Genomic DNA, 21,490 nt, shown 5'->3' with positions numbered 1-21,490 from the left:
ACGACCTTCTCGCCATGGCTCTGTTTGGTTCCGGGTTTCTGTCTCATCTTCACTCCTTGATGGTTACGATGAGCCAGAAACCCTCTCTTATCAATTCAGCCTAATCTGTCCCATTGGCGCTGACGTCAGACATCGGATACGTACCAAAGGCAAGATCTTCTCAGGAAATGGCCGCCGGGGTTCTCGCACAGGTGATTGACTATTCGCGTGCGATTTAGGCCCGCGCCACTGCGTTGGCCGGACAATTCATGACGCCGGTTTTCAATCCTCCTGATGCGCGGAACACCTGACTATTTGGATGAAGAATCAGAAGAAATATATTTAAAACAAACTCTTATTATACGTCATGCCCATCCTTTATATGGCGATGAAATCATTTCATAGGACAATGTTCGATGGCGCTGTTACGAACTTATGGGAGCTGAGAAGCACAAAAAAGAAGATTGTCTGGGGAGGAGAGCCTATGGATTGGTCAAGTATCGATAACAATTTGTCGAACCCTGTATGGTATGCAACGGGCGCACATCACGATGCATTTCGGAAACTTCGTGAGGAAGGTCCGGTTCACAAGATCAACAACGAAAATTTCGAGAAAAGCTACTGGGGTGTTTTTTCTCATAAAGACATTCTGACGGTGATGAATGACGAGGTTTCTTGCAGCCTGAATCAGGTTGTGGGCGAAGCGCGAGGCTTCCGGGCGGGCAGGGGCCTCGGGCTCGGGCGCAAGCGGGGCGGAATGGGGGTGAGCGTTCATCGGCAATCTCCGGGGTTGAGGGTTGGCCCCAAGCCCCGCGCGCACTCTCTCGCCCGGGAGGGGTCACCCCTCCCGCCCTGCCTCTCGCTCTTTCATGGGAGTGCTGATCTCCGCCCTGCAGCGGAAACTTATCCCCAGAATCTGGGGATGGGGTTGTGGGCGCTGTCGCGTAGGCCCTTGTCAGCTTGACGCATTACCAGTTCGCCGAAGTTTTGGGCTGTTTGCGGCCTGCGTATCCGAAACGGGTACGCCGTCGATCGCTCGGGAGAAGAGAACCCCTAGCAAGCTTCAATCTCCTCGCCGTCCGCCTCGATGACATAGCCAAAGACCCGCCCGCCGAGATAGGCATCGTAGCTAACGATTTCGCTGCGCAGGATGTCTTAAGCCTTCTCGCGCAGAGCCTTTGTGACGCGTTTCGCGCCGAACTCCTTCCGAACCGCCTCAAGCGTCACATAGACATAACCAACTTGGCCGGAATCCCATGGGCAGTGGAATCCAATGGTGTTCATGGCGAAACCGAAATGATTGTAGAAAAACACGGTCAGAAGGCCCCCCTTGCGGTGCGCCCGTTCGCGCAGCTGGTCCAGCGAGAGATCACTTTGATCCGAGACATCGGCAAGATCGCGTAGGAACGCCTCGAGACTATCGAACTGATGCGCGCGATGGGTGAAAATCGCGAGGTGCTCTTCGGATGTGTCAAACCAATCATGCACATGCTGGTAATCATCTGGAACACCGCCAAATTTTCGAACCGAGCTTTCGGCGTGGTGAAGGGGATGTGCCATGTGTTAAAGCCCTTCATGTTCGGTGGCGTCTGTCTCGATATAGCGGTTCAAGTGGTTGACACCGATCTTGTCGGTCTCAAGCGCCCGGGCGCCGGGCGCATGGATTTCTGCGACGAAGACACAAAACGGCATTGTCGGCGGCACCAGACAGACTAAAACAACGGCATGATTAACGTGCGCGCTTTCGATTTCCCCATCACCTCCGCCATCTCTCATGCTCGTCGCACAGGAGGCGATCCGTCCTGTGTGTTGGCGGTGATTGCGGCCACGGGTGGGGCGTCCTTCAGGCCCCTGGGCGCAAGCATGATCGTCATGGCCGATGGCACCTGTTTCGGGGCGCTGTCGTCGGGGTGTATCGACGGCGATGTGGCTCATCATGCCGCGCAGGTGTTGCGCGAGAGGACACCGCGCAAATTGCGGTATGGGCAGGGCTCGCCGTTCATGGACATTCAGCTGCCTTGTGGCGGGTCGCTGGATATTTTCCTGATGCCGGTGGTCGATGTGCTGGCGCTTGACGGGCTAAGGGAGGAAATCTCGGAACGCCGGGCGGTGTGGCTTGGGCTCGACATGGACCGCGGTGCGATTGTGCTGGACAGGCGCGCGCGGAGTGATCTTTGGCTACATGTGCTGCCCGACACGCGTTTCGTGATCTTCGGCGCAGGGACGGAGGCGGCAGCTTTTGCCACAATGGCGGCGGCGGCGGGGTATGACAGCGTGCTTTTGTCCCCGGATGCCGACACGCTGGGCATGGCGCAGCGCCAGGCCCCCGGCCTGAACATCCGACAGATCACAAACGCGACTGTACCTAAGGACATCGGGATCGACGGGTACACAGCTGTCACGATGTTTTTTCACAGCCACGACTGGGAGCCGGAAATTCTGCGGCAACTGTTTGAATCAGAGGCGTTTTACATCGGTGCTCAGGGCAGCTTGCGCACGGCCACGACCCGCATCGCGGCGCTCCGCGCCATGGGGGTAAGCGAGGCCGATCTTGCGCGGATCAAAGGCCCGATCGGGGTCATTCCCTCGACCCGCGATCCGCGTACGCTGGCGGTGTCGGTGCTGGCGGAAGTGCTGTCTTTCGAAAGCGCGGCTGTCACACAAAGTGTCGCTTCGACGCGGCAGGCCTCTTGATCTGCGCGGGGCTGGTCCTGGCCGCCGGGCAGTCGCGGCGGTTCGGGGCAGCGAACAAATTGCTCGCACCCGTCCGGGGACTGCCGCTCTGCGCCCATGCCTGTCAGACGATGTTGCATGCGCCGTGCGATCTTCGGATCGCGGTGGTGTCTGACCCGGCGGTCGGGGAGATATTTCGACAGGCGGGATTTGACGAGATCGTCCTGCTGGGCGGCGCCCCTGTGCAAAGCGACAGTCTTCGGGCCGGAACAGAGGTCGCAGAACGTGCGGGCGCGGCGTTTTTGCTGGTCTCGCTGGCCGATATGCCGAACGTGCCTTCGGCGCATCTGGAGACGCTTTTGCAACGGAGAGAAACGGGCCCTGCGGCCAGTTTCGACGGAGAGAAAACATTGCCCCCGGCGGTCTTTCCGGCACGATACTTTGCCCAGCTCCGCGCGCTCACAGGAGATCGCGGGGCAGGGGCCCTGATCCGCGATCTGCCGGAGCCTCAGCGTGTGCCCCTGCCGCCTGACGCCTCGATGGATGTTGATACGCCGGAGGATTTGACCCGGCTTGCAGGCAAAACATAAAAAAACCGGAGCAGCAGACCGCCACCCCGGTTTCATTTTGCGAAAAGCCCTGCTCAGCCTGCGAGGGCCGCTCGGAGTTTTTCAGGTGTCATCGGCAGAGAGCGCAGACGCACACCGACCGCGTTATAGATCGCGTTGCCGATGGCCGGAGCGACCACTGTTGTCGCCGGTTCACCGAGGCCCACGGGCACCTCTGTGCTGTCGATGAATTCGATCTCCATCTCCGGCGTGTCGATCATCCGCAAGGGCGTGTAGGTGTCGAGGTTGGTGTCGCTCACGTTCCCGGCTTTGATCTCGGTCCCCTCGTAGAGTGCCATCGACAGGCCCCAAAGTGCAGCGCCTTGGGTCTGCGCCAGCGCGCCATCGGGATCGACCACGATGCCCGCATCCGTCACAAGATGCAGTTTCTCGACCGTCACCTCGCCGGTTTCGCGGTCCACTTTCACACGGGCGGCACAGGCCACCCAAGTGGGCATGTCGCGTTCCTGGCCGAAGCTGGTGGCGATGCCGATCCCGGTGTCAGCGGGAAGATCCTCACCCCATCCGGCCAATTCGGCCGCGCGTTTAACCACGGCGGCCTGACGTTTCGCACCCCCGACGGCGTTCGGAGCAGAGCCCGCGTTGCGGCCTTCGGCAGTGAACAGGCTCAGACGGAACTCAAGCGGATCGCGCCCGAATTTATGCGCCGCCTCATCCATGAAGCTTTCCACGGCCCAGTTGGTCCAGCCCGGCCCCACGGACCGCAGCCAGCCGGGGCGGAAGGTGGCATTGGCCAGATCGTTGGAAATCGCCCGCACCTTTTGCGCCCCGACGGAATACCAGTGATCGGCGCCCGCAATGGCGAAGGGATCATAGGGCTCATCGTTGATGCCTTTGGGCATGAAGGACGGCACCATGACCTCGGTCGGCCAGCCCGCGGTGGCGTGATGCTCCATGCCGATCACAGCGCCCTCGGCGTCAAACGCCATTTTGAGCTGCTGCACAGAGGCCGACCGCGGGCTGTCGAACAACACGTCTTCGGGACGCATCATCACCATTTTCACCGGCTTGCCACCAAGTGCCTTCGACGCCAGCGCCACGGGCACGGCATAATCGCCATTGAGACGCCGCCCGAAGCCACCGCCCAGCATATAGGTGCGCATGACGATCTTGTCCGCCTCGACGCCCAAAGCCGCCTGCAACGTCGGCAGGATCAGCGATTGCCATTGGTTGCCGGTGTGGATTTCCCAGACCCCATCGGCATTCTGGAACACGGTGGCGTTGAGCGGCTCCATCTGGAAGTGCAGCACGGTCGAGGTGGTATATTCCGCCTCAATGCTGTCTGCGGCGCTGTCGAACACAGGCCCCGTGTCGGTGTTGCCGGTGTCGAGGATGGACCCGCCATCGGGGTTGGCGATCAATTCGCGTCCGTGGTCCTGAATCTGCGCCTCTGTCACATCGGCGGTCGGACCGGCAGCCCAGGTGACCTTGACCTTCTGAGCCGCGCGCTGCGCCGCCATGAAGGTTTCGCCAATCACCATGACCCAGCCCGGCACCGTGCCCGACGGATCGTCGAGGGTCAGGGTCTGGACATAGCCTTTGACCGATTGCGCGGCGCTGTCGTCGACGTTCGTGACGGACGATCCCAGACGGGTCGGCGGCAAAAGCGGCGCGGCATAGACCATGCCGTCGATTTTCGCGTCGATGCCGTAGATGGTTTTGCCGGTGGTCTTGTTGGCGATGTCGAGAGCGGTGACCTCTTTACCGACGAGGCGCAGATCAGAAACCGGCTTGAGCGGCAGGGCTTTGAGTTCGTCTTCGGTGAAGCTGCGGGTGATGCCTTCGGACACAAGCTCCGCATAGGTGATCGTGTTGTCGCCAGAGGTGATTTTCCCCTCGCGGGCCACGCAGCCGGCGGGTTCGACGCCCCATTTCGCGGCGGCGGCTTCGATCAATGCGGTACGCCCGGCGGCACCCGCCTGACGGTAAAGCGGCCAGCTTTGCCACACGGACCAGCTTCCGCCCGTGACCATGAAACCCCATTTTTCGGCGCTGTCGACATGGGTGATGCGCACATCTTCCCAGGCAACCTCAAGCTCATCAGCCAGAATACGGGCAATCGCCGTCCCGACGTGTTGGCCCATTTCGGCGCGGATGATGTTGACGTTGACCTTGCCATCGGCGTCGATGGAATACCACAGCGAGGGTTCATAGATGTTGCCAGCCAATGCAGGCGGCACGCCATCGGGCGCGGCCAGACCTGCACGCGGGAACCCAAAGGCGGCCCCGGCGGCACTCATGGAGATCAGAAAGCCGCGGCGGGTCAGTTCTGCGGTGGCTTCACCACGGGGCGGGAGTTTGAGCTTAGCCATTGGACCGCTCCTCTTTCATTGCGGTTGCGGCCTCGCGCACGGCGTCGCGAATGCGCGAATAGGTCATGCAGCGGCACAGGTTGCCGGTCATCACCGCGTCGATGTCGTCATCGGACGGCTCGGGGATGTCTTGCAACAAGGCTGCGGCCTGCATGATCTGACCGGATTGACAATACCCGCATTGCGGCACTTTCAACTCACGCCATGCGGTCTGCACCGGGTGATTGCCCTCGGCGGAGAGCCCCTCGATGGTGGTGATCTCCGCGCCGTCGACGGCGGAGACGGGGGTGACGCAGGAGCGCGTCGCGCGCCCGCCGACGTGGACAGTGCAGGCGCCGCACATGCCAACGCCACAGCCGAATTTGGTGCCGGTCAGGCCGATCTCGTCGCGGATCACCCACAGAAGGGGCGTATCCTCTTCGACATCGACCTCAATCGCTTTTCCGTTGATCGTAAAACGAGTCATTCTCTTTCTCCCGATCCGTTCAATGCGCCGTCGCGCCAAGGGCGCGGATTTCGGCGACGTGCTGTTCCAGGCCGTCCCAAGGCGCCTTGTCCGTGCGGCTCGCGCGCAGATAGGCCGCGATGGCGGCAATTTGTTCATCCGACAGGGTGGAGAAGGCGGGCATGACCACGCCTTCCATGCCCTGATCGGCTTTGACGCCTTCAAGCATCACATGGATGAGGTTGGTCGGGTCATCGAGGCGCATGGCGGAGTTGATGCCCAGATCGGGGCGACCTGCAGCAATCTGTTCGCTGTTGTAGTGGCAGGAGGCACAGGCGGTGGCATAGAGACGCTCGCCCTGATCGGCGCGATAGTCCTGTTGTGGGACGCCGGCCGCAAGCGATTTGATCACGGCCGGATTGGTGGCCGGGTCTTCCTCGGGCGCGCCGACCATGTCGCCGAGATAGACCGCAATCGCGTGCAGATCGCTGTCCGGCAGCTCGCGCAGACCGGCGTGGACCACAGGGGCCATCGGGCCGGAGGCGCCGCCATGATAGCGCGACGAGCCGGTTTTGAGATAATCGAAGAAAGCGGAGGTGGTCCACGCGACACCCGACGGGTTCGCGGCGGTCAGCGGCGGCGCGATCCAGTCGTCGATCGCAGCGCCTGCGTAGATCTCGTCCATGTCCTCGGCGCCAAGCGCGTTGCGCGGCGTATGGCAGGCACCGCAGTGTGTTACGCCCTCGACAAGATAAGCGCCACGGTTCCAGTCATCGGATTTCTCGGGATCGGCCTCATAGCGGCCCTCATCGAAGAACAGCATTTTCCAGCCCGCCTGCAAAACCCGTTGGTCAAGTGGGAAGGGCAGGTCGTTGTCGCGATGCTCCTGCGCCACGGGCGGCACGGAAGACATGATATAGGCGTAGAGCGCCGCGATGTCTTCGTCGGACATTTTGGTGAAGTGATCGAAGGGCAGGGCGGGGAAAAGATGTGCGCCGTTCTGGTCGATGCCCTCACGCATGGCGCGCTCAAAGGCCTCTTCCGACCAGGTGCCGATCCCGGTGTCCCGGTCAGGCGTGATGTTGGTGGAATAGATGGTGCCGAAATCCGTCTTCATCGGATAGTTGCCCGCATAGGGCGCACCATCGGAGGCGGTGTGGCAGGTGGCGCAATATCCGGCGGCGGCCAGAATACGACCTTGTTCGATCTGATCGGCGTCAAAGCTGTCTGCGGTGGGCGTTTCGATCGGGTCGATTGCCGGATGCCATGCGTAGATCGCGAAACCGGCAATGCCCAAAGCCGCGAGGGCGACACCACCGGTGAGTATGCGTTTGATCATTGTTCTGAAGAACCTTTTGGGGTCTGATGTTGTGGCTGTGTAACGACAAGGGTAGCTTGGAAACATCTTGGCCTTTCGAAGCGCTCCATTTAGCCCGCATGGAACAAATTGCCACACCCCACATAAAATCGAGACGAAAGTCGCAACCTGAACTGTCTCGAATTTGAGACAGAACGAGGCCGGTTTTACATTCCAGAGAGGGATATGAGAGCGGATATAATCTGCTTGCGCCCTTCAGTTTCCCGATGTCCGCCTACCGATATTCGCGGCTGGCTTGAAAGTTATGGGCTCTTGCTGAACAGAGCCTCCGCGAGGTGGGAACACAAGCGTTTCCGCGAGGGCTCATTTGACAGTTTTCACCGATCAACTCTCTACATCTCACACATGAACAACCACTAGAAAACAAAATTGTCGTCATCCATCAGATCGCCCCACTCGGTTTCATCGTCAACATCGACCAACATGCGTTCATCCGTTCCTGGAATCTGGAGCATGAACATCACGTTCTCGTCCTCGTCCTCCTCGACCTTCCAAGCCTTAAGATCATCCACACTCTCAATTCCATCATATTGCTCGAAAGAGAGGCGATCTGTGCCGATTTCGAAGTCTTCGATACGGTCCAGTTGCTCCATACGCTCCATGGGCGTTCCAATCAGATCATCCCAGCTTTCGAGATCCCCTGCCGCGAAAGCAAAAATGTCCGCGCCTTCACCGCCCATGAAAACATCCGCCCCGGCGCCGCCGGATAAGACATCATCTCCAGCGCCGCCTCTCAGCAGATCATCACCGGAACCACCGGAAAGCACATCCTGACCGGCATTTCCGAACAATCGGTCATGGCCTGAGCCGCCATCGATTTCGTCGTTGCCTGAACCTCCGAAAATCCGGTCACGCCCACCGCCCCCGGAGAGCGTATCATCTCCGTCTTGGCCGAAGAGGCGATCATGGCCTGCGTCACCGTAAATTTCGTCGTTGCCAGAGCCGCCCAACAACCGATCATGTCCGGCCTCGCCATGGATCAAATCGTCGCCAGAGCCGCCATTGACAAGATCCCTGTGCTCTCCGGCCCAAATCTCATCGCTGCCCCTGCCGCCATAAATTCGATCATTGCCAGCCCCCCATGCAGAACATCATTTCCACTGTGACCGGCGATGCGATCATTCCCACCGTCGCCCCAGATTTGGTCGTTGCCAGCCGCGCCAACAAGATGGTCCTCACCCGAACCGCCATGAATCAGGTCGTCGCCAAGGCCGCCATTTACAAAATCGTCTTCGCTACCGCCCCAGACCTGATCATGGCCGTCTCCCGCATAAATGCGGTCATTGTCCTGCCCGCCAGCGATCAGATCATCGCCCATGCCACCGGAAATCCGATCATCGCCTTTGCCCCCCTCAATGACATCATCGCCTGCGCCCCCTGAGAGAACACCGTCCGCCGTCGCTGTTTGATTTCCGTCCGCATCGAAGCGATCCAGATTGGAATCGTATATCCAGTCATTTCCATCCGTGCCCTGCGCAACACCCGCATGCGATGCATAAAGCGCGTTGAGCTCCTCGACTTCATCGGCGAACAACTCGAAAGGCACATAGTTGACGTGATCGACAAACTCTACACGTTCCAAAGCATCGAGATCTTCCGGGAAGGCAGCAAAGTGACGTTCTTCGCCGCCATCACGCGCACCTTCGAGACCGTAGAGAATATTGTCTCCGATCTTGAGCCAGAACTGATCCTGATACATCACAAGTTCGACGCCCTCGGGCAGGTTGTAGAGGTCGATCTCGTTGCCATCGATCCAGATGCTGTCCTGCGAGGCGTCAAAATCGTCAATCCGGCCGAGGATCGGGGCATTGGCGTCCCCCGTATTGACGAACTCGAAACTGTCGGCCCCCTTGCCGCCGTAGACGTGATGACCCTGAAAGCCGCTTTCGTTTGTGACATCCATGATCAGGCGGTCGTTACCTTCTGCACCGCCCATGTGAATCTGTCCCTCGCCTGGCACGGAGCCAATGAGGATATCATCGCCGCGATTGCCCCAAAGCCCGCTCATGCCGCTGGAATTCAGAGCAGAGAGCACATCATCGCCTGCATAGCCTCCAAGCCAGACAGAGCCCATGTTGTCGCCATTGATGACATCGTCTCCGCGTCCCCCGGTGAGTATCGTCACGCCTGTCATGTTCATTTGCGCATCTCCAACTTGTAGGACGGCCAATCTGTCCCTGCGCCAAAGACGGAGTCCTGGCGGGAGATCGACCTGCGATTTCAATAAAGTCCACGTCAGGCTGATCCGAATGCTCAATGGATTATGAACGCTACGCAACGACACGTCTGCGCGTTCTTCACCTGTGTTCTCAGACCAAATCCATAGGCTTGGACCATCTGAAATCAGTATTAAAAATGACCTGAAGCCTGTCCTGAAAGCCTATGGTTAATGCCGCTATCCTTCGGGATATGATACCGGACGAAAGTGCGCTGTGGCGTCCATAGGGAGGGGCTATTGGTCCGTTCGAACCGGCGCAAATCGCCAAAAGAAAACGCGCCAAAATTGGCGCGTTGTCAGAAGCAATCATCAGGGAACGAGTTAGAAGGGGAAAATTTCCGCCAGCGCCACTTCCTTGGGTGCTCCGTTGAAAATTTCTGTCATCGCGCGGTTGTAGCTGGTCCAGGACATCCCCGCGCGATTGCCCGCAACGCCGTGATAATAGGACCGCCCGGACGGCATCGGAAGCCCGGCCCAAATGCGCGCCAGATTGTTCATAAACCCGCGTTGGCTCAGACCGCCACGGAGAAAATTCGAATATCCGGCCTCTTCGAGCAATATGTCAGCCAGAAAATCCTGCGTCGTTTTCGAATAACGTGTGGTTAATGACAATCCACTTTTTCTCACCAGACGCCTCAGCGTCTTCGGAATAATCTGATAGCGTCCGATGGCGTGGTTCTGGTGCGGCGTGGCTTCGATCCAGTCATAGATCTCCGCGATGGTCATTTGACTTGCGGGTTTCGCAGGCTTTTTCCAGGCGCTGTGAACAACCGCATCATAGCCGCCCGCCGCGGCCTCGACACTGGCGATCAGGGTTTTGAGATTGTCCGTCGCGCTGCCCTCGAATTTGGGCACGAAGGTGCGGACGGTTGACAGATCATCCGTTGAGGCACTGGCTTTTGACAGATAAAACGTCTGATCCTCCTTCGGCTCATAGGACAGCATCGGCATGGGCCGAAGCGCCTCGTAGGAAAAATTCATCACAGGCTCGGCAGAGAGTGCCGAGCCCAACAGGCTACAGCATATCGTGGCCGTAAAAGCGGTTTTAAAAAGCGACATCCTTGGTCTCCATTGCGACATTGAGAACTGGACCAAGTGTGGCTGATTCCACGATCAGACTGGGGCGCGCGTCGGGGCAGGGAGAAGGTCCGAAAGGATAGGACACCGCGCCCCTTCGTATTGATCGCTCTGCGAAATCTCATAAAAACGGCCGCCCCCCGGATGCGCAGAGGGGGGCGGCCTTTTCCCGGTAATCGTGTCGCTCAATTGCCGAGAAATCCGTCCAGACGATCCCAAAGGGAATTGTCCAGAAGCATGTTGAAGCGCAGGTAGATCCCGTCCTGATAAAGATCGGACTGGTTTGCGACCCGCCCGCGCGTGTGGTTGTAGCCAAGGGCGATCTGCATTCCCTTCGAGATCACATAGCCGATCTCCGCGCCCAGCCCCGTGGCGGTGTTGCCCGCATCATCCCAAAGATGGCTTGCGTTCAGCCCGATCTGGAACCGATCCCCGCCGAATTCCCAGTTCAGCCCCGCCTGCGCCAGTTGCGTGAGCGCCTTGGATGCGGCGACATCATCGAGCGCGTAGCTCTGATATTGCCCGGCATATTTGCCGTTGAGACGCAGATCGGCACTGACCTCATAGGCCGCATCGACGGACCACATATGGGTTTCGGTGCGGTCGTATTTCTTGTCGAGGCGATGTTCGTACCAGGCCAGTACCTCAAGCCGTGGATCGGTGAGCGGGCGATAGGCCATGCCGATGCGGGTGCGCATCCGGGTGTGATCTTCGCCATTCCGCTGATCAAGCGCGATACGCGAGCGCCCCAACAAGGTGAGATCGTCGCTGAGTTTTCCTGCCACGCCGAGGCTGGCGTAATAGGTCTGGCCGGTGGGCTCGAACGTGGCCTCCAGATCGGCATCCCCGACCCAGCTCTCGTCCGGCGCCTGCCATTTCGCCCCAAGCGCGACAGAGGTCAGTTTCGCCTTTGATGTCTCAAGATCGCGCGAATGCTCGATGTCGAAAGTAAAGGTCGTGAACTCGTCGCGGTTCCACACGGCGTTGAGGCCCTGCGTATAGGTGGTTGCCTCGGCGCCTGCACCCTGGCTCAGATCGAACGTGCCGGTCAGCCAGTCGTTCAGACGATAGTCGAAGCCAAGCGCGAACCGGGTGATCGCAGCGCCTTTGTCAAAGCTCAGCTCGGTTTCGCTATAGACCTGCCAGCCCTTTTCCGGCTCGGAAGCCAGCGCCAGCGTCAGTTTCGGCGCGCCGGAGCCGGTCACCGGATAGCGCAGCCGGGCATTCACCGTGGTGTGGTCGCGGTCCTGCGGCACCCAATGCGCCCCCAGAAGCAGGGCGGTTTCCGTTTCGCTCTCCCCCGCGCTCTCGCGGCGTTCGATCTCCGCGCCGATCTCTATCCCGAGATGCGGCTTGAGCTGATGGGCATAGAGCGCGTTGAGACGCATCAGCCTGCTGTCGTTGATCCGGTCGTGATCGTACTCGCCGGAGACGGTGATGTCAGAGCGGCTGTCGAGCGTTTTGCTATAAGAGAACCGCAGCTGGGTTTTGCCTGCGCCGGTCAGCGCAGAGGGCGCATAGAACCCGTTGTCGGTGTAGATCGCCTCAGCGCTAAAGCGGCTGTCCTCGGTCACGCGGGCATAGGACAGGCGCGCGCCCATGCCAGTGTCGCCGCGAGCGTCCTCTGAGCGGGCGATCTCCGCCTCCCATTCGCCGCCATTCGGGGCCTCATGGGTGAGATAGGCAGAGGCCAGACGGCTCCGCGCCTCGGTGCCTTTTTCGGCATCGGCATGGACCACACGCGCGCCCACCATGGTGCGCTCAGATAGCGCGTGGTTCACTTCGCCGCCATAGAGCCAGTAGCGCTCCCCATCCTCCGCCTCAACCTCATAGGTCACGCGGATGGAGACCGGATTGCCATCGGCATCGAATTGACGCAACGGCGCATCGAAGGTGATGGTGTTGGCAAAGAAATCCAACAAATAGTCGGTGCCGCGGCGCAGGGTCTCGGTCGACAGGATGTCGCCGCCGTCCTCATCGCGCACGAGAATCTCCACCCGCTCAGACCCTTCGACATAGCCATCGAGGTCGATCGTGTAGGGGCCGGAAACACCGCGCCCGGCGATCTCGACGATCTTTTGCGTGGCGGAGGTACGTGCGGCAAAGAGCGTGACAGAGGTGCGCTCGTCGCTCCAATGCGCCTTGGCCCCCGTGACCACGCGGCCCATTTTGCCAAGCTTGAACGCCTCGGCCTCGGGCGAAATGTCGATATCGCCATAGAGCACATAAGAGCGGCCTTTCTCGACCTTCACATAGAGGTTCGAGGAGGATTGCGCATCATAGCCGCGCTCGGAATTGTCACCATAGACCGGGTAATATTCATCGCCACGGACATCGCGGAACAGGCGCGCTTCGGTGTCGCGGTCGGAATTGTAGCGCAGGGTCAAAAGCGCATCGCCTCGGATCACGCCCTTGAGATAGAGCGAGCCGCGCAGGCCGGTGGTGGTGTCCTCAAAGTCTGAAAACTTATCGGCGGGTAGAAGCGTACCCTTGCCAGAGCCACCCAGAGAGACTGCGCCCTCGATCACCCCGATGAGAATGCGCTCATCGAGATTGGGGGTGAAGGTCACGCTCACGCTGTCGCTGTCAAAACCTGCGCGTACGGTGAGCGTGTCCGGCCCGGAAACCTGCGGCGGGATGACGTCAAAGGTCGCCTCGCCATTGTCGATGAAAGCCTGAAGGCCGGGGGTGTCGGGGCGAATGTCCTCAACATCCCAGAGTGCGCGGCGGGCGTCCAAAGTGACCACAGCAGAGGCGGGGACCAGTTGGCCGCGCGCGTCCAGCAGACGCAGCACCACGGGGAAGGGGGTCGTCGGATCGGCTCCTGCGGTGTCGGGTGCGAGGATCTCGATCCGCACCGGGTCGCCGGGGGCGATCAAGGTTATCTCAACGCGCTCGCGCTCAATGCGAAAGGGATCGCGCCCGACCAGCGTCAGGGTGTTCAGCCCCGCGCGCAAAGACACGGCGACATATTCGAGCGCCTGAAGGTCACGGGACTCGAGCGTGCCGCGTTCACCGATCCGGTCCGCGCCAATCTCGCGCCCGTTCACCGACAGGGTGAGGCTCAGCGCCATATTGGCTTTGACGCGCAAGGACAGAGTGCGGCGATCCATCACTTGGCCGTCCTCAATCCCGATGAACCCGGCCGTGTTATCGAGGCTTTTCATCAGCTCGGCCAAAGGCACGGCGGCCTGCGCACGTTGGGCTTTCTGCGTGAGAACCGCCTCCTCTTGCGCCTCCGCCTGACGCGCGAGTTTCTCGGGCGAGAGTTGGGTTTTGGTGGCAATCCCGGCCTCTGTGCGGGCCGAGCGCGTTGCCGGACGGCTGCCGACCAGCGGCAGATCGGCGGCGGTGAGTGCCTCGGTGGTGGCGTTTTCGGCAAACCAGGCGCGGCGGGCGTCGATCTCTGTCATCGCCTCGGGGGTACAGGCCTCTACGGCGAAATGTTCGGCCCGCAGTTCACCCTTTTTGAGCGGGATGAGGCGGGAGCCACCACGCCCCAGATCGTTGGTGCGCGTGATCGCGACAGAGGTGCCCACGGGCAGGGTTTCGGGCTGCACGAGGAAAGCATGGGTCACGGGGGAGAGGCCGTAGAGCGAATATTTGCCATCGGCATCGGTGACCACGGTGAGGCCCTGATCGGTGACGATGCGCACGCCCGGAATGCCCGGCTCATCCGCGCCTTCGCGCAGCCCGTCGCCATCGCAATCCATAAAGACGGAGCCAATCACGGTCCCCTCACGCGAGAACACGCCGCCCGAATTGTCGACACGCAGCACGGCCCGCGCCAGAGGCGAGGTGCGCGGCGTGCCTGTGCCCGCCTGATAGCCAGAATAGAGCGCGCTGTTGACCTTGTCGCCCTCGCCTGTCGCGGCCGTGACCTGCATCGTGTAGCTCAACTCATAGCTGGTAAGCGGCGCAAGCGTGCCGAGAGCAAAGCTCAGATCCCCCGCCGCGTCGCGCACGGGATCAGCCAGCGGCGCGCCGTCAAAGCGCACAGAGCCTTTGACCAGAACCAGACCCTGCGCCGGGCTGTCGATCAGCACGGTGTGCATGAGCGCCTGATACATATTGTTGGTCACATCGAGCGTATAGGTCACGAATTCCCCGATGCCGACCTCGGTCCGGCTCACGGATTTGTCCAGCGCCAGAGGCGTGCCGTAATAGGGATCGACCGGAATGTCAGAGACCATCGGATAGCCGCCGGTGTGAGCGAACGCCTCGCCATAACCCGCCTCCGTCACGATCCGGCCATAGCCCGGAAAATCGACCCGCTCAGAGGGGTAGACCCAGGCCTCCGCGCCGACGAGACGATAGGCCATCATGCCCTCTGCCTCGGGATCGAAGGCGAAAAAGCCCTGAGCATCGGTGACAGAGGAGCCCATCATCATGCCCGTGTTGGCATCGATCAGCGTGATCATCGCCCCGGCAATCGGTGCATTGGTGACGGAGTTGAACAGGAAGTTGCCGGGGTTCACCCAAAGCGTATCCTCAAGCCGTCCCGTGCCACAGTCCGCCAGAGCGATGATCTGGTCGCCATTGCTGGTGGCCATGACCCCATCCTGTGGCTGCGGCAGGTCCATCTGCACCAGAGGAATATCCGTGGTGGTGAACACGCCGGTGTTCGCGCCGGTCTCCCGCGCGGTGACGGTTTCCACATCGCCCGTGCGCAGGGAGGTCAGGGTGATCTCGACCGTGTCGATCCCAGTGGAGGCATTACAGGCCCCGGCCCAAAGCGTGAGCGAGGTATCCGTGCCCATCTCGCCAAAGCTCATCTCCGCGCCTGTGTCCGGATCGACAAATCCCATGAGTGCTTCCGCGTCGCGGGCGTAAACGGTGGTGTTCGAGGCCAGATCGAGCGTCTCGGTCAGGCCGACATGGGCGGTGTTCTCGATGGAAATCGCGCCAAGCGCCACTTCGGAGGACACGGAAAAGGACGGATCGCTGGCGTATCCCGCCGGGTAACTGCCGTCGTGGAAAAAGGCGACCGCGTCGATCTGGCTCAGATCGGCAGGAAGGGCGGTGACATAGTCGTGCAGCTCCGCCCCCCGCAGGTGATAGAGCGCCACCATGCCGCCCGCACTGACAGGGGCCGCGAATTGGGTGTTGAGCGGGATCTCATCGCGCAAAAGCACGCCTGAGACCTCTGTCCCGTCGATACGGAGCGCCGCGCCGTCGATCGCGCCATAGGGTGCGAGATCCGCGTCGGAATTGTTGCGCAGATGCAGGGTGTAGGTGAGGCGGTCGGCCTCGGGGCCCGGCGCGACGGCCTGGGTCTTTTCAAGTTCCAGCGTGGCGGACATCAGATGCGTGATGCCTTTGCCCGATCCGCTCACCGGCACATCGGCGACCTGATCGCTGACCGCGGTGGCCGACAGTTCAGAGGTCAGGACCGTGCCGGTCGGGGCCTCGGTCGCAACATTGAATTCATAGATCAACTGGGCCTGTTCGCCGGGAGCAAGAGCCAGAGGGGCCGTGATCGGAAGATCGGCGCTGTCGATCACGCCATTGGCGTTCACGTCGAGATAGAGACGCCCGTTGCGGGTCATATCCGCGTAGGACACGTCAGAGATCGACACGGTGGCCTCAAGCGCGACATTGCCTGTGTTTTCCACGTCGAAATAATACTGACCGATCGCGCCCCGTGACAGGGCAAGTTCGGAGGTGCCGGAGATCTCAAGCGCCGGAACGGCCGCGACAAGAGCCTCAACAGCGTTGGAATAAATGGTCTCCTCAATCCCGAGGGCGGGGTTGAAGAATGTGGCTTCCGCGACATTGCGGATCATGGTGCCGGCGGGCACGGATCCTGCGTCGGCAGGAGAGGAGAAAGAGAGAGCGCATGCGACAACAGCGGCAATCCGGGGAGCGCATACATTCAACGTCTGAGAAAAACCGCGCATCTGGTCCGTCCGTCGAATGAGAGTGAGGGAAAATGCGCCCCCGCCGAGGAGAGAGCGAGAGACAAGCGGGGGCGCATGCTGGGGTTACTGATCCACCTGAACGGTGAACTCGATGGAGGCGATGGAGCCCGGAAGCACGGTCCCGTGCGAGGAACTCACACCCGTCGGGCTGATCGTCGCCGTGGCAGTGCCGGGGACGAGCGTCTCACCACACGCACCACCACAGTTGGTGATCGAGGTGTAGGCAGGCGCCGCATCGTTGATCAGCACATTGTCCGCAGGCGAGGAGCCGGTGTTTTCGGCTTCGACGAGGTAGCGGATACACTGGCCCGGTTCGACGTCGAGACGGGTCTTGGTAAAGGTGCCGACCGTGCCGTCACAATTCGCATCGATGTACTGATACTTGGTCAGCGTCACGTCACCGGAGATGATCTGGATCGTGTCGGAGGCCGCGTTGTCGGTGGCGTCCGCATCCGTCTCAGTGCCGTTGAGCGTCGCATCGAGCGTGATCGTGCCGATCTCGGACACACCGACCGTTGCGGTCGACGGCGTCTGAACACGGTAGATCAGCGAGAGGCTGTCACCCGGGGCGAGACCGCCCACGATGTCGTTGAAGTTGTCGACAACCGGATCGGTCGCATCGAGCACACCGTTGTCGTTGGCGTCATAGAAGATCGCGCCGGAGAAACCGGAGAGACCGCTCTCGGAGATCCCACCATCGGTGATGGTGACGTTGCCGGTGTTGGTCACGGTGTGGAGGATGTCGACGACACCGCCCGGAGAGGCCTGAACCGTCTGATCTTCGATGATCTCGACGTTGTAGATCTCATTCACCGCCACCTGGTTGGTGATGCTGTCGGACTGGCCGGAGACCGCGGAGGCGACGTTGATGTCGATCAGCGTATCACCCGGAAGCGCGTCCTCAGGCGGGGTGACAATCACAAAGATCGTCTCGGAGCCGCCCGCCGGAATGGTGCCGGTGTTGGAGACGACCGTGCCATCCGCCAGTTGGAACTCAACCGTCCAGCCATCGGGCAACGGCGTGCCGAGAGACAGCGTGTAGGTGTCGGACACAGGGCCATTGTTTTCGACCAGCATCTCAAAGCTGACCGGTGCGCCCGGATCGGTCGCGGTGGTGACCCAGGGCAGACCGCCGTTGGTCGGCGCCGCGCCGTCACCCTCGGAGCCGACAACCGCGTTTTCGAGATCGACAGCGGCGGCCAGAACCGCGCCGGTGAACTCGGCGGTGGAGGTGTCGGAGACGCCGGAGCCCTCGGAGGTGGTCGTCACGGTGGCGGTGTAATCCGTCGTCGCGGTCGGGGCTACGTCTGAAGGCAGTTGAGCGATCAAGGTCACCGTGGTGCTTTCGCCAATAGCCAGCGGGCCGATCGGGCCGACGATGGGCGTCACGCCGTCAGAGCCGACAAAGCGGAAGGTGGTGCCCGCCGGGTAATCGACGTTGGACACATCGACCGTGAGGCTATCAGCGACGTTGGAGTTGTTGGTCAGCACGAACTCATGCTTGATCACGCCACCCTGATAGACATCGGCGCTTTCCGTCACCACGTCGTTGTTGGCTGCGTCATCGTCGGTGGAGGAGACGGTCGCGGTGTTGGCGGTGAGGTCCGGGTTGATCGCGGTATCGGCCACGGCGACGGCATATTGTTCGTCAACCGTGATCTGCGCAGTGTTGGAGTTCGGGAAGGCGGTGCCGTTCACGTCTTGCGTGGCGGTGTTGGCGATGATCCCGGCCTGCGCGGTCGCGGCCACGGTGGCCTTGAACGTCACGCTGCCCGAACGGCCCGAACCGACCGACGAGATTGTAAAGCCGACGGTTTGCGCGTCGTCGTAATCCCAGGCGATGGTCTCGCCTACGCCGTTGGTCGCATCCACGGTGGTCGGGGTGTTGTTATCATCCAGTGCACCAGAGGCGTCGGACCAGACAGCGGAGCCCGGCACAAAGGTCAGATCGCCATCGAGGATATCCTGAACGGAGTAGTTGTTCGCCGCCGTCAGACCGGTGGAGGAGTAAGTGAGGGTGATGGTCACTTCATCGCCCGCATCCACGATGCCGTTGATGCCCGGATCAACGGTCATCTTTTTGACCAGCTCGACGATGGCGTCGGTGGAGATGGTGAGCGTGTCGGTGTTGACCGAGGTCACAGTGCCGTCAAGTGCGGAGGTCGCGGTCACGGTCAGCGTGTCGGAGCCCGTGGCGGTGGAGGCCACGCTCGCCTCGATCACGACACCGAACTGTTCGCCACCGGCCAGAACCGGGGTGGAGGTGATCGGGGTCGAGCTGTCGGCCACACCATCCATATCGGCGTCCGGGTAGAACACGAGGTTGGTGGTGTCGAGGGTGCCGCTGTCGGTCTCGATGACGGAGAGCGTAAAGCTGTCGGTGCCGTTGCCGTCATTGGTGATGACATGCGGCAGGAAGGCTTTGCCACCCGGCGCGATGGTTTCCGAGTTGTCGGAGGTCAGGGTGACACCCGCGACCTGCTGGACCACGGTTTCGACCGTGTTCGAGGTCACGGTGATCGTGTCACCGGCAGAGTTTTGATAGGTGGCCACGGCTTGGTTGCCGATGACCGCGCCCGCTTCGGGAGCGGCGGCGAAGGCGGCGGTTCCGAGGACGGAGACCACCGCCGCGGCACTGGCCGTACGCATGAATTTAGAGTGATAGGACACGTTGAGTTACCTTATTCGAGGGGTTTCAGTTGTGGTGGAAATGACCCGAAAAGACGGATCAGTTGACGCGAACGCGATAGGTATTGAGGGCGATTTCGCCCGCTTCGAGCCCCTCGCTCAGAGACCAGCGCACGGCGCGGACCTCCTCAAAGGGGAGCTCTTCTTCGCGCAGGGTGCCATCTGGATCGACAACTTTGCGCATCGCCGGGAGGGTGGACCATTCCAGCCCTTCCAGTTCGGGATCGAGATCGGCCTGGACCTCGAAGACGGCGGGCACGGAGGTGCTTGCGCCGTCGGTTGTGAGGGTCAGACCCTCGGGCACAGGGGCGGCAATGATGAGCCCCTGCATTTCGGTGTCCGTGGTGTTCTCGTGCGACAGGGCGTAGTGGATCACTTCGCCCGGCTTGACCTCGGCGCGCTCGGTGAGCGCCTCCGTGCCGTCCTGGGCGGTTTCGACCACGAGAAAGGACAGGTGACTTTCGACCGCGTCGGCGGCCAGAGGCGCGGCCGACAGGCTCAGGGTGAGCCCCGCGACAAGCGGGCTGAGATAGGATGTGAGGGTCATGAGCGACATTCCCTTGTGGCCGGTCTCCCGGCGATTGCGCATCGGCCCGCGATCTGCGGACGGTGATGCAGCCATCATTGCGGGAGGCAGCAGCCCATGCATTGGCGCACAGGGCTAAGAAAACTGTCGGGAGGGCAGGGGACTATCCGTAGGGATAGGCGGGTCAGTCAGGGCGGATAGGGGAGACTATTCCGTTTCATAAGCCCTTGACCCCAAAGAAAACGCACCCGCCGGTGTGGCGTGTGCGTTTTCAGAAATCTCGGATGTGTCAGGAGGCGGTCAGACGAATCCCGCGTCGCGGGCAATCATGGCCGCATCCGTACGGTTTTTCGCGTCGAGCTTGCGACACAGCGTTTTGACATGCAGCTTGATCGTCACTTCCTGAAGGTCGAGATCGCGGGCGATCTCCTTGTTCGACTTGGCCGCCATCAGGCCCCGCAGCACCTGTTTCTCGCGCTCCGAGAGATCGCGTTCGAAATCGGTTTCCTCGGGGTCGTCCTTGCCAGACATGAAACTCACCGGAGCGTAGACCTCGCCCGCCGCCATAAAGCGCACCGCGTTGATCAGCGATTTCGCGGGCAGGGTTTTCGGCAAAAACCCCGCAGCCCCGGCCTCAAGCGCCTGTTCGGCAATGAGCCGCGTCGCCGTGCCGGAAATCAGCCCGACGGGTTTGCCCTCATTGGCGGCAAGCGCTTTTTCGAGACCCTCAAGCCCCTTCATCCCCGGCATGGAGTAATCCAGAAGCACAAGGTCATAGGGCCCTTCGCTTTTCATTTTGTCCAACGCCTCGGGCAAATCCTTTGCGGCGATGGTTGCGGTCGATCCATCCGCATCGAGAAACATCGCAAGTGTTTCCCGGACCAGATCGTGATCGTCGGCAATCAATATCCTTAAAGTCATCTCCTACCCTCTTTATTCATAACTCTACACATCCGCAGTGCGATGCTTACCAGTCGGTCAAGTCTTCCTTCCATGAAGACCAGTTTCTGACAACGCTAATTTACACGTATTAGGCGAATGCGTTTTTCTTATATCCTAAAGCATAGTCTGCCTGTTCTTCTGCCTTCTGGAAAGACAGAAAGGGACCGGGCAGTATCCTCTCAGACAGTTCACACCCGTTTAACGAGAGAGACCCACATGAAACATCTTTTCGCCTCTGCTCTGACCGCCGCCACGCTGATCGCCTCGGGGGCCTTTGCCGAAGACACCGTTCTGACCGTCACCAAAGACGGGCAGGAGACCGCCCTGACCATGGCAGAACTCAAAGCGATGCCCGCGACCAGCTTTGAGACCGTGACTCAATGGACCGAAGGTGGCGCCGTCACCTTTACCGGTGTGTCTCTCGCCGATTTCACTGCACATTTCGAGGTGAGCGAAGGCACCATGGGCGCCATCGCGATCAATGATTACAAGGTCGAAATCCCAGTGTCCGACGCGGTCGAGGGTGGCCCGATCATCGCCTATGAAATGAACGGCGAGGAGATGTCGCGCCGCGACAAAGGACCGCTTTGGGTCATTTACCCGTTTGACGACACCCCGGAATACCAATCGGAAACCTACTACAGCCGCGCGATCTGGCAACTTGACCGCGTGACTTTCGAGTAACTCTCCGCTACGCGGGGG

At 60.7% G+C, this 21,490-nt stretch carries 15 protein-coding genes and 1 pseudogene; 3 read left to right on the top strand and 13 right to left on the bottom strand.

Features of this window, described 5'->3' with window-relative positions:
• Nucleotides 1-1,134 precede the first annotated feature (1,134 nt).
• Both ACN0X0_RS19550 and ACN0X0_RS19545 read right to left on the bottom strand, forming a co-directional pair.
• Entirely contained in the window at nt 1,135-1,539 is a 405-nt protein-coding gene (locus ACN0X0_RS19550; protein WP_417280557.1) for a DUF6915 family protein, read from the bottom strand.
• A gap of 3 nt (nt 1,540-1,542) precedes the next feature.
• The gene (locus tag ACN0X0_RS19545; RefSeq protein ID WP_417280556.1) at nt 1,543-1,671 is read right to left on the bottom strand and encodes a hypothetical protein; all 129 of its coding nucleotides are present in this window, start codon (nt 1,669-1,671) and stop codon (nt 1,543-1,545) included.
• A gap of 33 nt (nt 1,672-1,704) precedes the next feature.
• Here ACN0X0_RS19545 and ACN0X0_RS19540 point away from each other — a divergent pair, with 33 nt between their 5' ends.
• On the top strand, nt 1,705-2,673 hold the full coding sequence (locus tag ACN0X0_RS19540; protein ID WP_417280555.1) for an XdhC family protein: 969 nt from the start codon (nt 1,705-1,707) through the stop codon (nt 2,671-2,673).
• On the top strand, nt 2,670-3,242 hold the full coding sequence (locus tag ACN0X0_RS19535; protein WP_417280554.1) for a nucleotidyltransferase family protein: 573 nt from the start codon (nt 2,670-2,672) through the stop codon (nt 3,240-3,242). The genes ACN0X0_RS19540 and ACN0X0_RS19535 overlap by 4 nt, the downstream gene beginning before the upstream one ends.
• A gap of 53 nt (nt 3,243-3,295) precedes the next feature.
• Here the strand turns inward: ACN0X0_RS19535 and ACN0X0_RS19530 are convergent, their stop codons facing one another.
• From ACN0X0_RS19530 to ACN0X0_RS19480, 11 genes and pseudogenes are all read right to left on the bottom strand, one after another.
• On the bottom strand, nt 3,296-5,593 hold the full coding sequence (locus tag ACN0X0_RS19530) for a molybdopterin cofactor-binding domain-containing protein (protein ID WP_417280553.1): 2,298 nt from the start codon (nt 5,591-5,593) through the stop codon (nt 3,296-3,298).
• Nucleotides 5,586-6,059 carry a (2Fe-2S)-binding protein gene (locus ACN0X0_RS19525; protein WP_417280552.1) on the bottom strand — a complete coding sequence of 158 codons (474 nt, stop codon included), beginning with the start codon at nt 6,057-6,059 and terminating at the stop codon, nt 5,586-5,588. Before ACN0X0_RS19525 ends, ACN0X0_RS19530 begins: the two co-directional genes overlap by 8 nt.
• A 19-nt stretch (nt 6,060-6,078) precedes the next feature.
• On the bottom strand, nt 6,079-7,377 hold the full coding sequence (locus ACN0X0_RS19520; RefSeq protein WP_417280551.1) for a cytochrome c: 1,299 nt from the start codon (nt 7,375-7,377) through the stop codon (nt 6,079-6,081).
• A 395-nt stretch (nt 7,378-7,772) separates the two neighbouring features.
• Nucleotides 7,773-8,207: a hypothetical protein gene (locus ACN0X0_RS19515; RefSeq protein ID WP_417280550.1), complete on the bottom strand. Its 435-nt coding sequence runs from the start codon at nt 8,205-8,207 to the stop codon at nt 7,773-7,775.
• Nucleotides 8,208-8,225: 18 nt separating this feature from the next.
• Nucleotides 8,226-8,450 (bottom strand): annotated as a pseudogene (locus tag ACN0X0_RS19510) (calcium-binding protein); the annotation flags it as partial.
• Entirely contained in the window at nt 8,396-9,556 is a 1,161-nt protein-coding gene (locus ACN0X0_RS19505; RefSeq protein ID WP_417280549.1) for a calcium-binding protein, read from the bottom strand. The pseudogene ACN0X0_RS19510 and the gene ACN0X0_RS19505, both read right to left, overlap by 55 nt.
• Before the next feature lie 399 nt (nt 9,557-9,955).
• Nucleotides 9,956-10,693, bottom strand: a complete 738-nt coding sequence (locus ACN0X0_RS19500; protein WP_417280548.1) for a hypothetical protein — start codon at nt 10,691-10,693, stop codon at nt 9,956-9,958.
• Between the two features lie 203 nt (nt 10,694-10,896).
• Nucleotides 10,897-16,512, bottom strand: coding sequence for a hypothetical protein (locus ACN0X0_RS19495; protein WP_417280547.1), 5,616 nt, complete (start codon nt 16,510-16,512; stop codon nt 10,897-10,899).
• Nucleotides 16,513-16,695: 183 nt separating this feature from the next.
• Nucleotides 16,696-19,302, bottom strand: coding sequence for a hypothetical protein (locus ACN0X0_RS19490; protein ID WP_417280546.1), 2,607 nt, complete (start codon nt 19,300-19,302; stop codon nt 16,696-16,698).
• A gap of 58 nt (nt 19,303-19,360) precedes the next feature.
• On the bottom strand, nt 19,361-19,867 hold the full coding sequence (locus tag ACN0X0_RS19485) for a hypothetical protein (RefSeq protein ID WP_417280545.1): 507 nt from the start codon (nt 19,865-19,867) through the stop codon (nt 19,361-19,363).
• 279 nt (nt 19,868-20,146) lie between these two features.
• Nucleotides 20,147-20,767 (bottom strand): response regulator transcription factor, encoded by a 621-nt coding sequence (locus ACN0X0_RS19480; protein ID WP_417280544.1) that lies wholly within the window; start codon nt 20,765-20,767, stop codon nt 20,147-20,149.
• A 237-nt stretch (nt 20,768-21,004) separates the two neighbouring features.
• Between ACN0X0_RS19480 and ACN0X0_RS19475 the strand changes: the two genes are divergently transcribed.
• Nucleotides 21,005-21,472, top strand: a complete 468-nt coding sequence (locus tag ACN0X0_RS19475) for a molybdopterin-dependent oxidoreductase (protein ID WP_417280543.1) — start codon at nt 21,005-21,007, stop codon at nt 21,470-21,472.
• Nucleotides 21,473-21,490 lie beyond the last annotated feature (18 nt).

Source organism: Celeribacter sp. (genome assembly GCF_048270365.1).
Lineage (GTDB): Bacteria > Pseudomonadota > Alphaproteobacteria > Rhodobacterales > Rhodobacteraceae > Celeribacter.
Note: the sequence above shows the minus strand (reverse complement) of the source record. Positions and strands in the feature narration are given on the sequence as shown.

Coding starts and splice junctions, on each gene's coding strand:
- ACN0X0_RS19520 (WP_417280551.1), bottom strand. CDS start 7,377: ATGATCAAACGCATACTCACCGGTGGTGTCGCCCTCGCGGCTTTGGGC.
- ACN0X0_RS19545 (WP_417280556.1), bottom strand. CDS start 1,671: ATGCCGTTTTGTGTCTTCGTCGCAGAAATCCATGCGCCCGGCGCCCGG.
- ACN0X0_RS19475 (WP_417280543.1), top strand. CDS start 21,005: ATGAAACATCTTTTCGCCTCTGCTCTGACCGCCGCCACGCTGATCGCC.
- ACN0X0_RS19525 (WP_417280552.1), bottom strand. CDS start 6,059: ATGACTCGTTTTACGATCAACGGAAAAGCGATTGAGGTCGATGTCGAA.
- ACN0X0_RS19530 (WP_417280553.1), bottom strand. CDS start 5,593: ATGGCTAAGCTCAAACTCCCGCCCCGTGGTGAAGCCACCGCAGAACTG.
- ACN0X0_RS19505 (WP_417280549.1), bottom strand. CDS start 9,556: ATGAACATGACAGGCGTGACGATACTCACCGGGGGACGCGGAGACGAT.
- ACN0X0_RS19500 (WP_417280548.1), bottom strand. CDS start 10,693: ATGTCGCTTTTTAAAACCGCTTTTACGGCCACGATATGCTGTAGCCTG.
- ACN0X0_RS19485 (WP_417280545.1), bottom strand. CDS start 19,867: ATGACCCTCACATCCTATCTCAGCCCGCTTGTCGCGGGGCTCACCCTG.
- ACN0X0_RS19540 (WP_417280555.1), top strand. CDS start 1,705: ATGATTAACGTGCGCGCTTTCGATTTCCCCATCACCTCCGCCATCTCT.
- ACN0X0_RS19480 (WP_417280544.1), bottom strand. CDS start 20,767: ATGACTTTAAGGATATTGATTGCCGACGATCACGATCTGGTCCGGGAA.
- ACN0X0_RS19550 (WP_417280557.1), bottom strand. CDS start 1,539: ATGGCACATCCCCTTCACCACGCCGAAAGCTCGGTTCGAAAATTTGGC.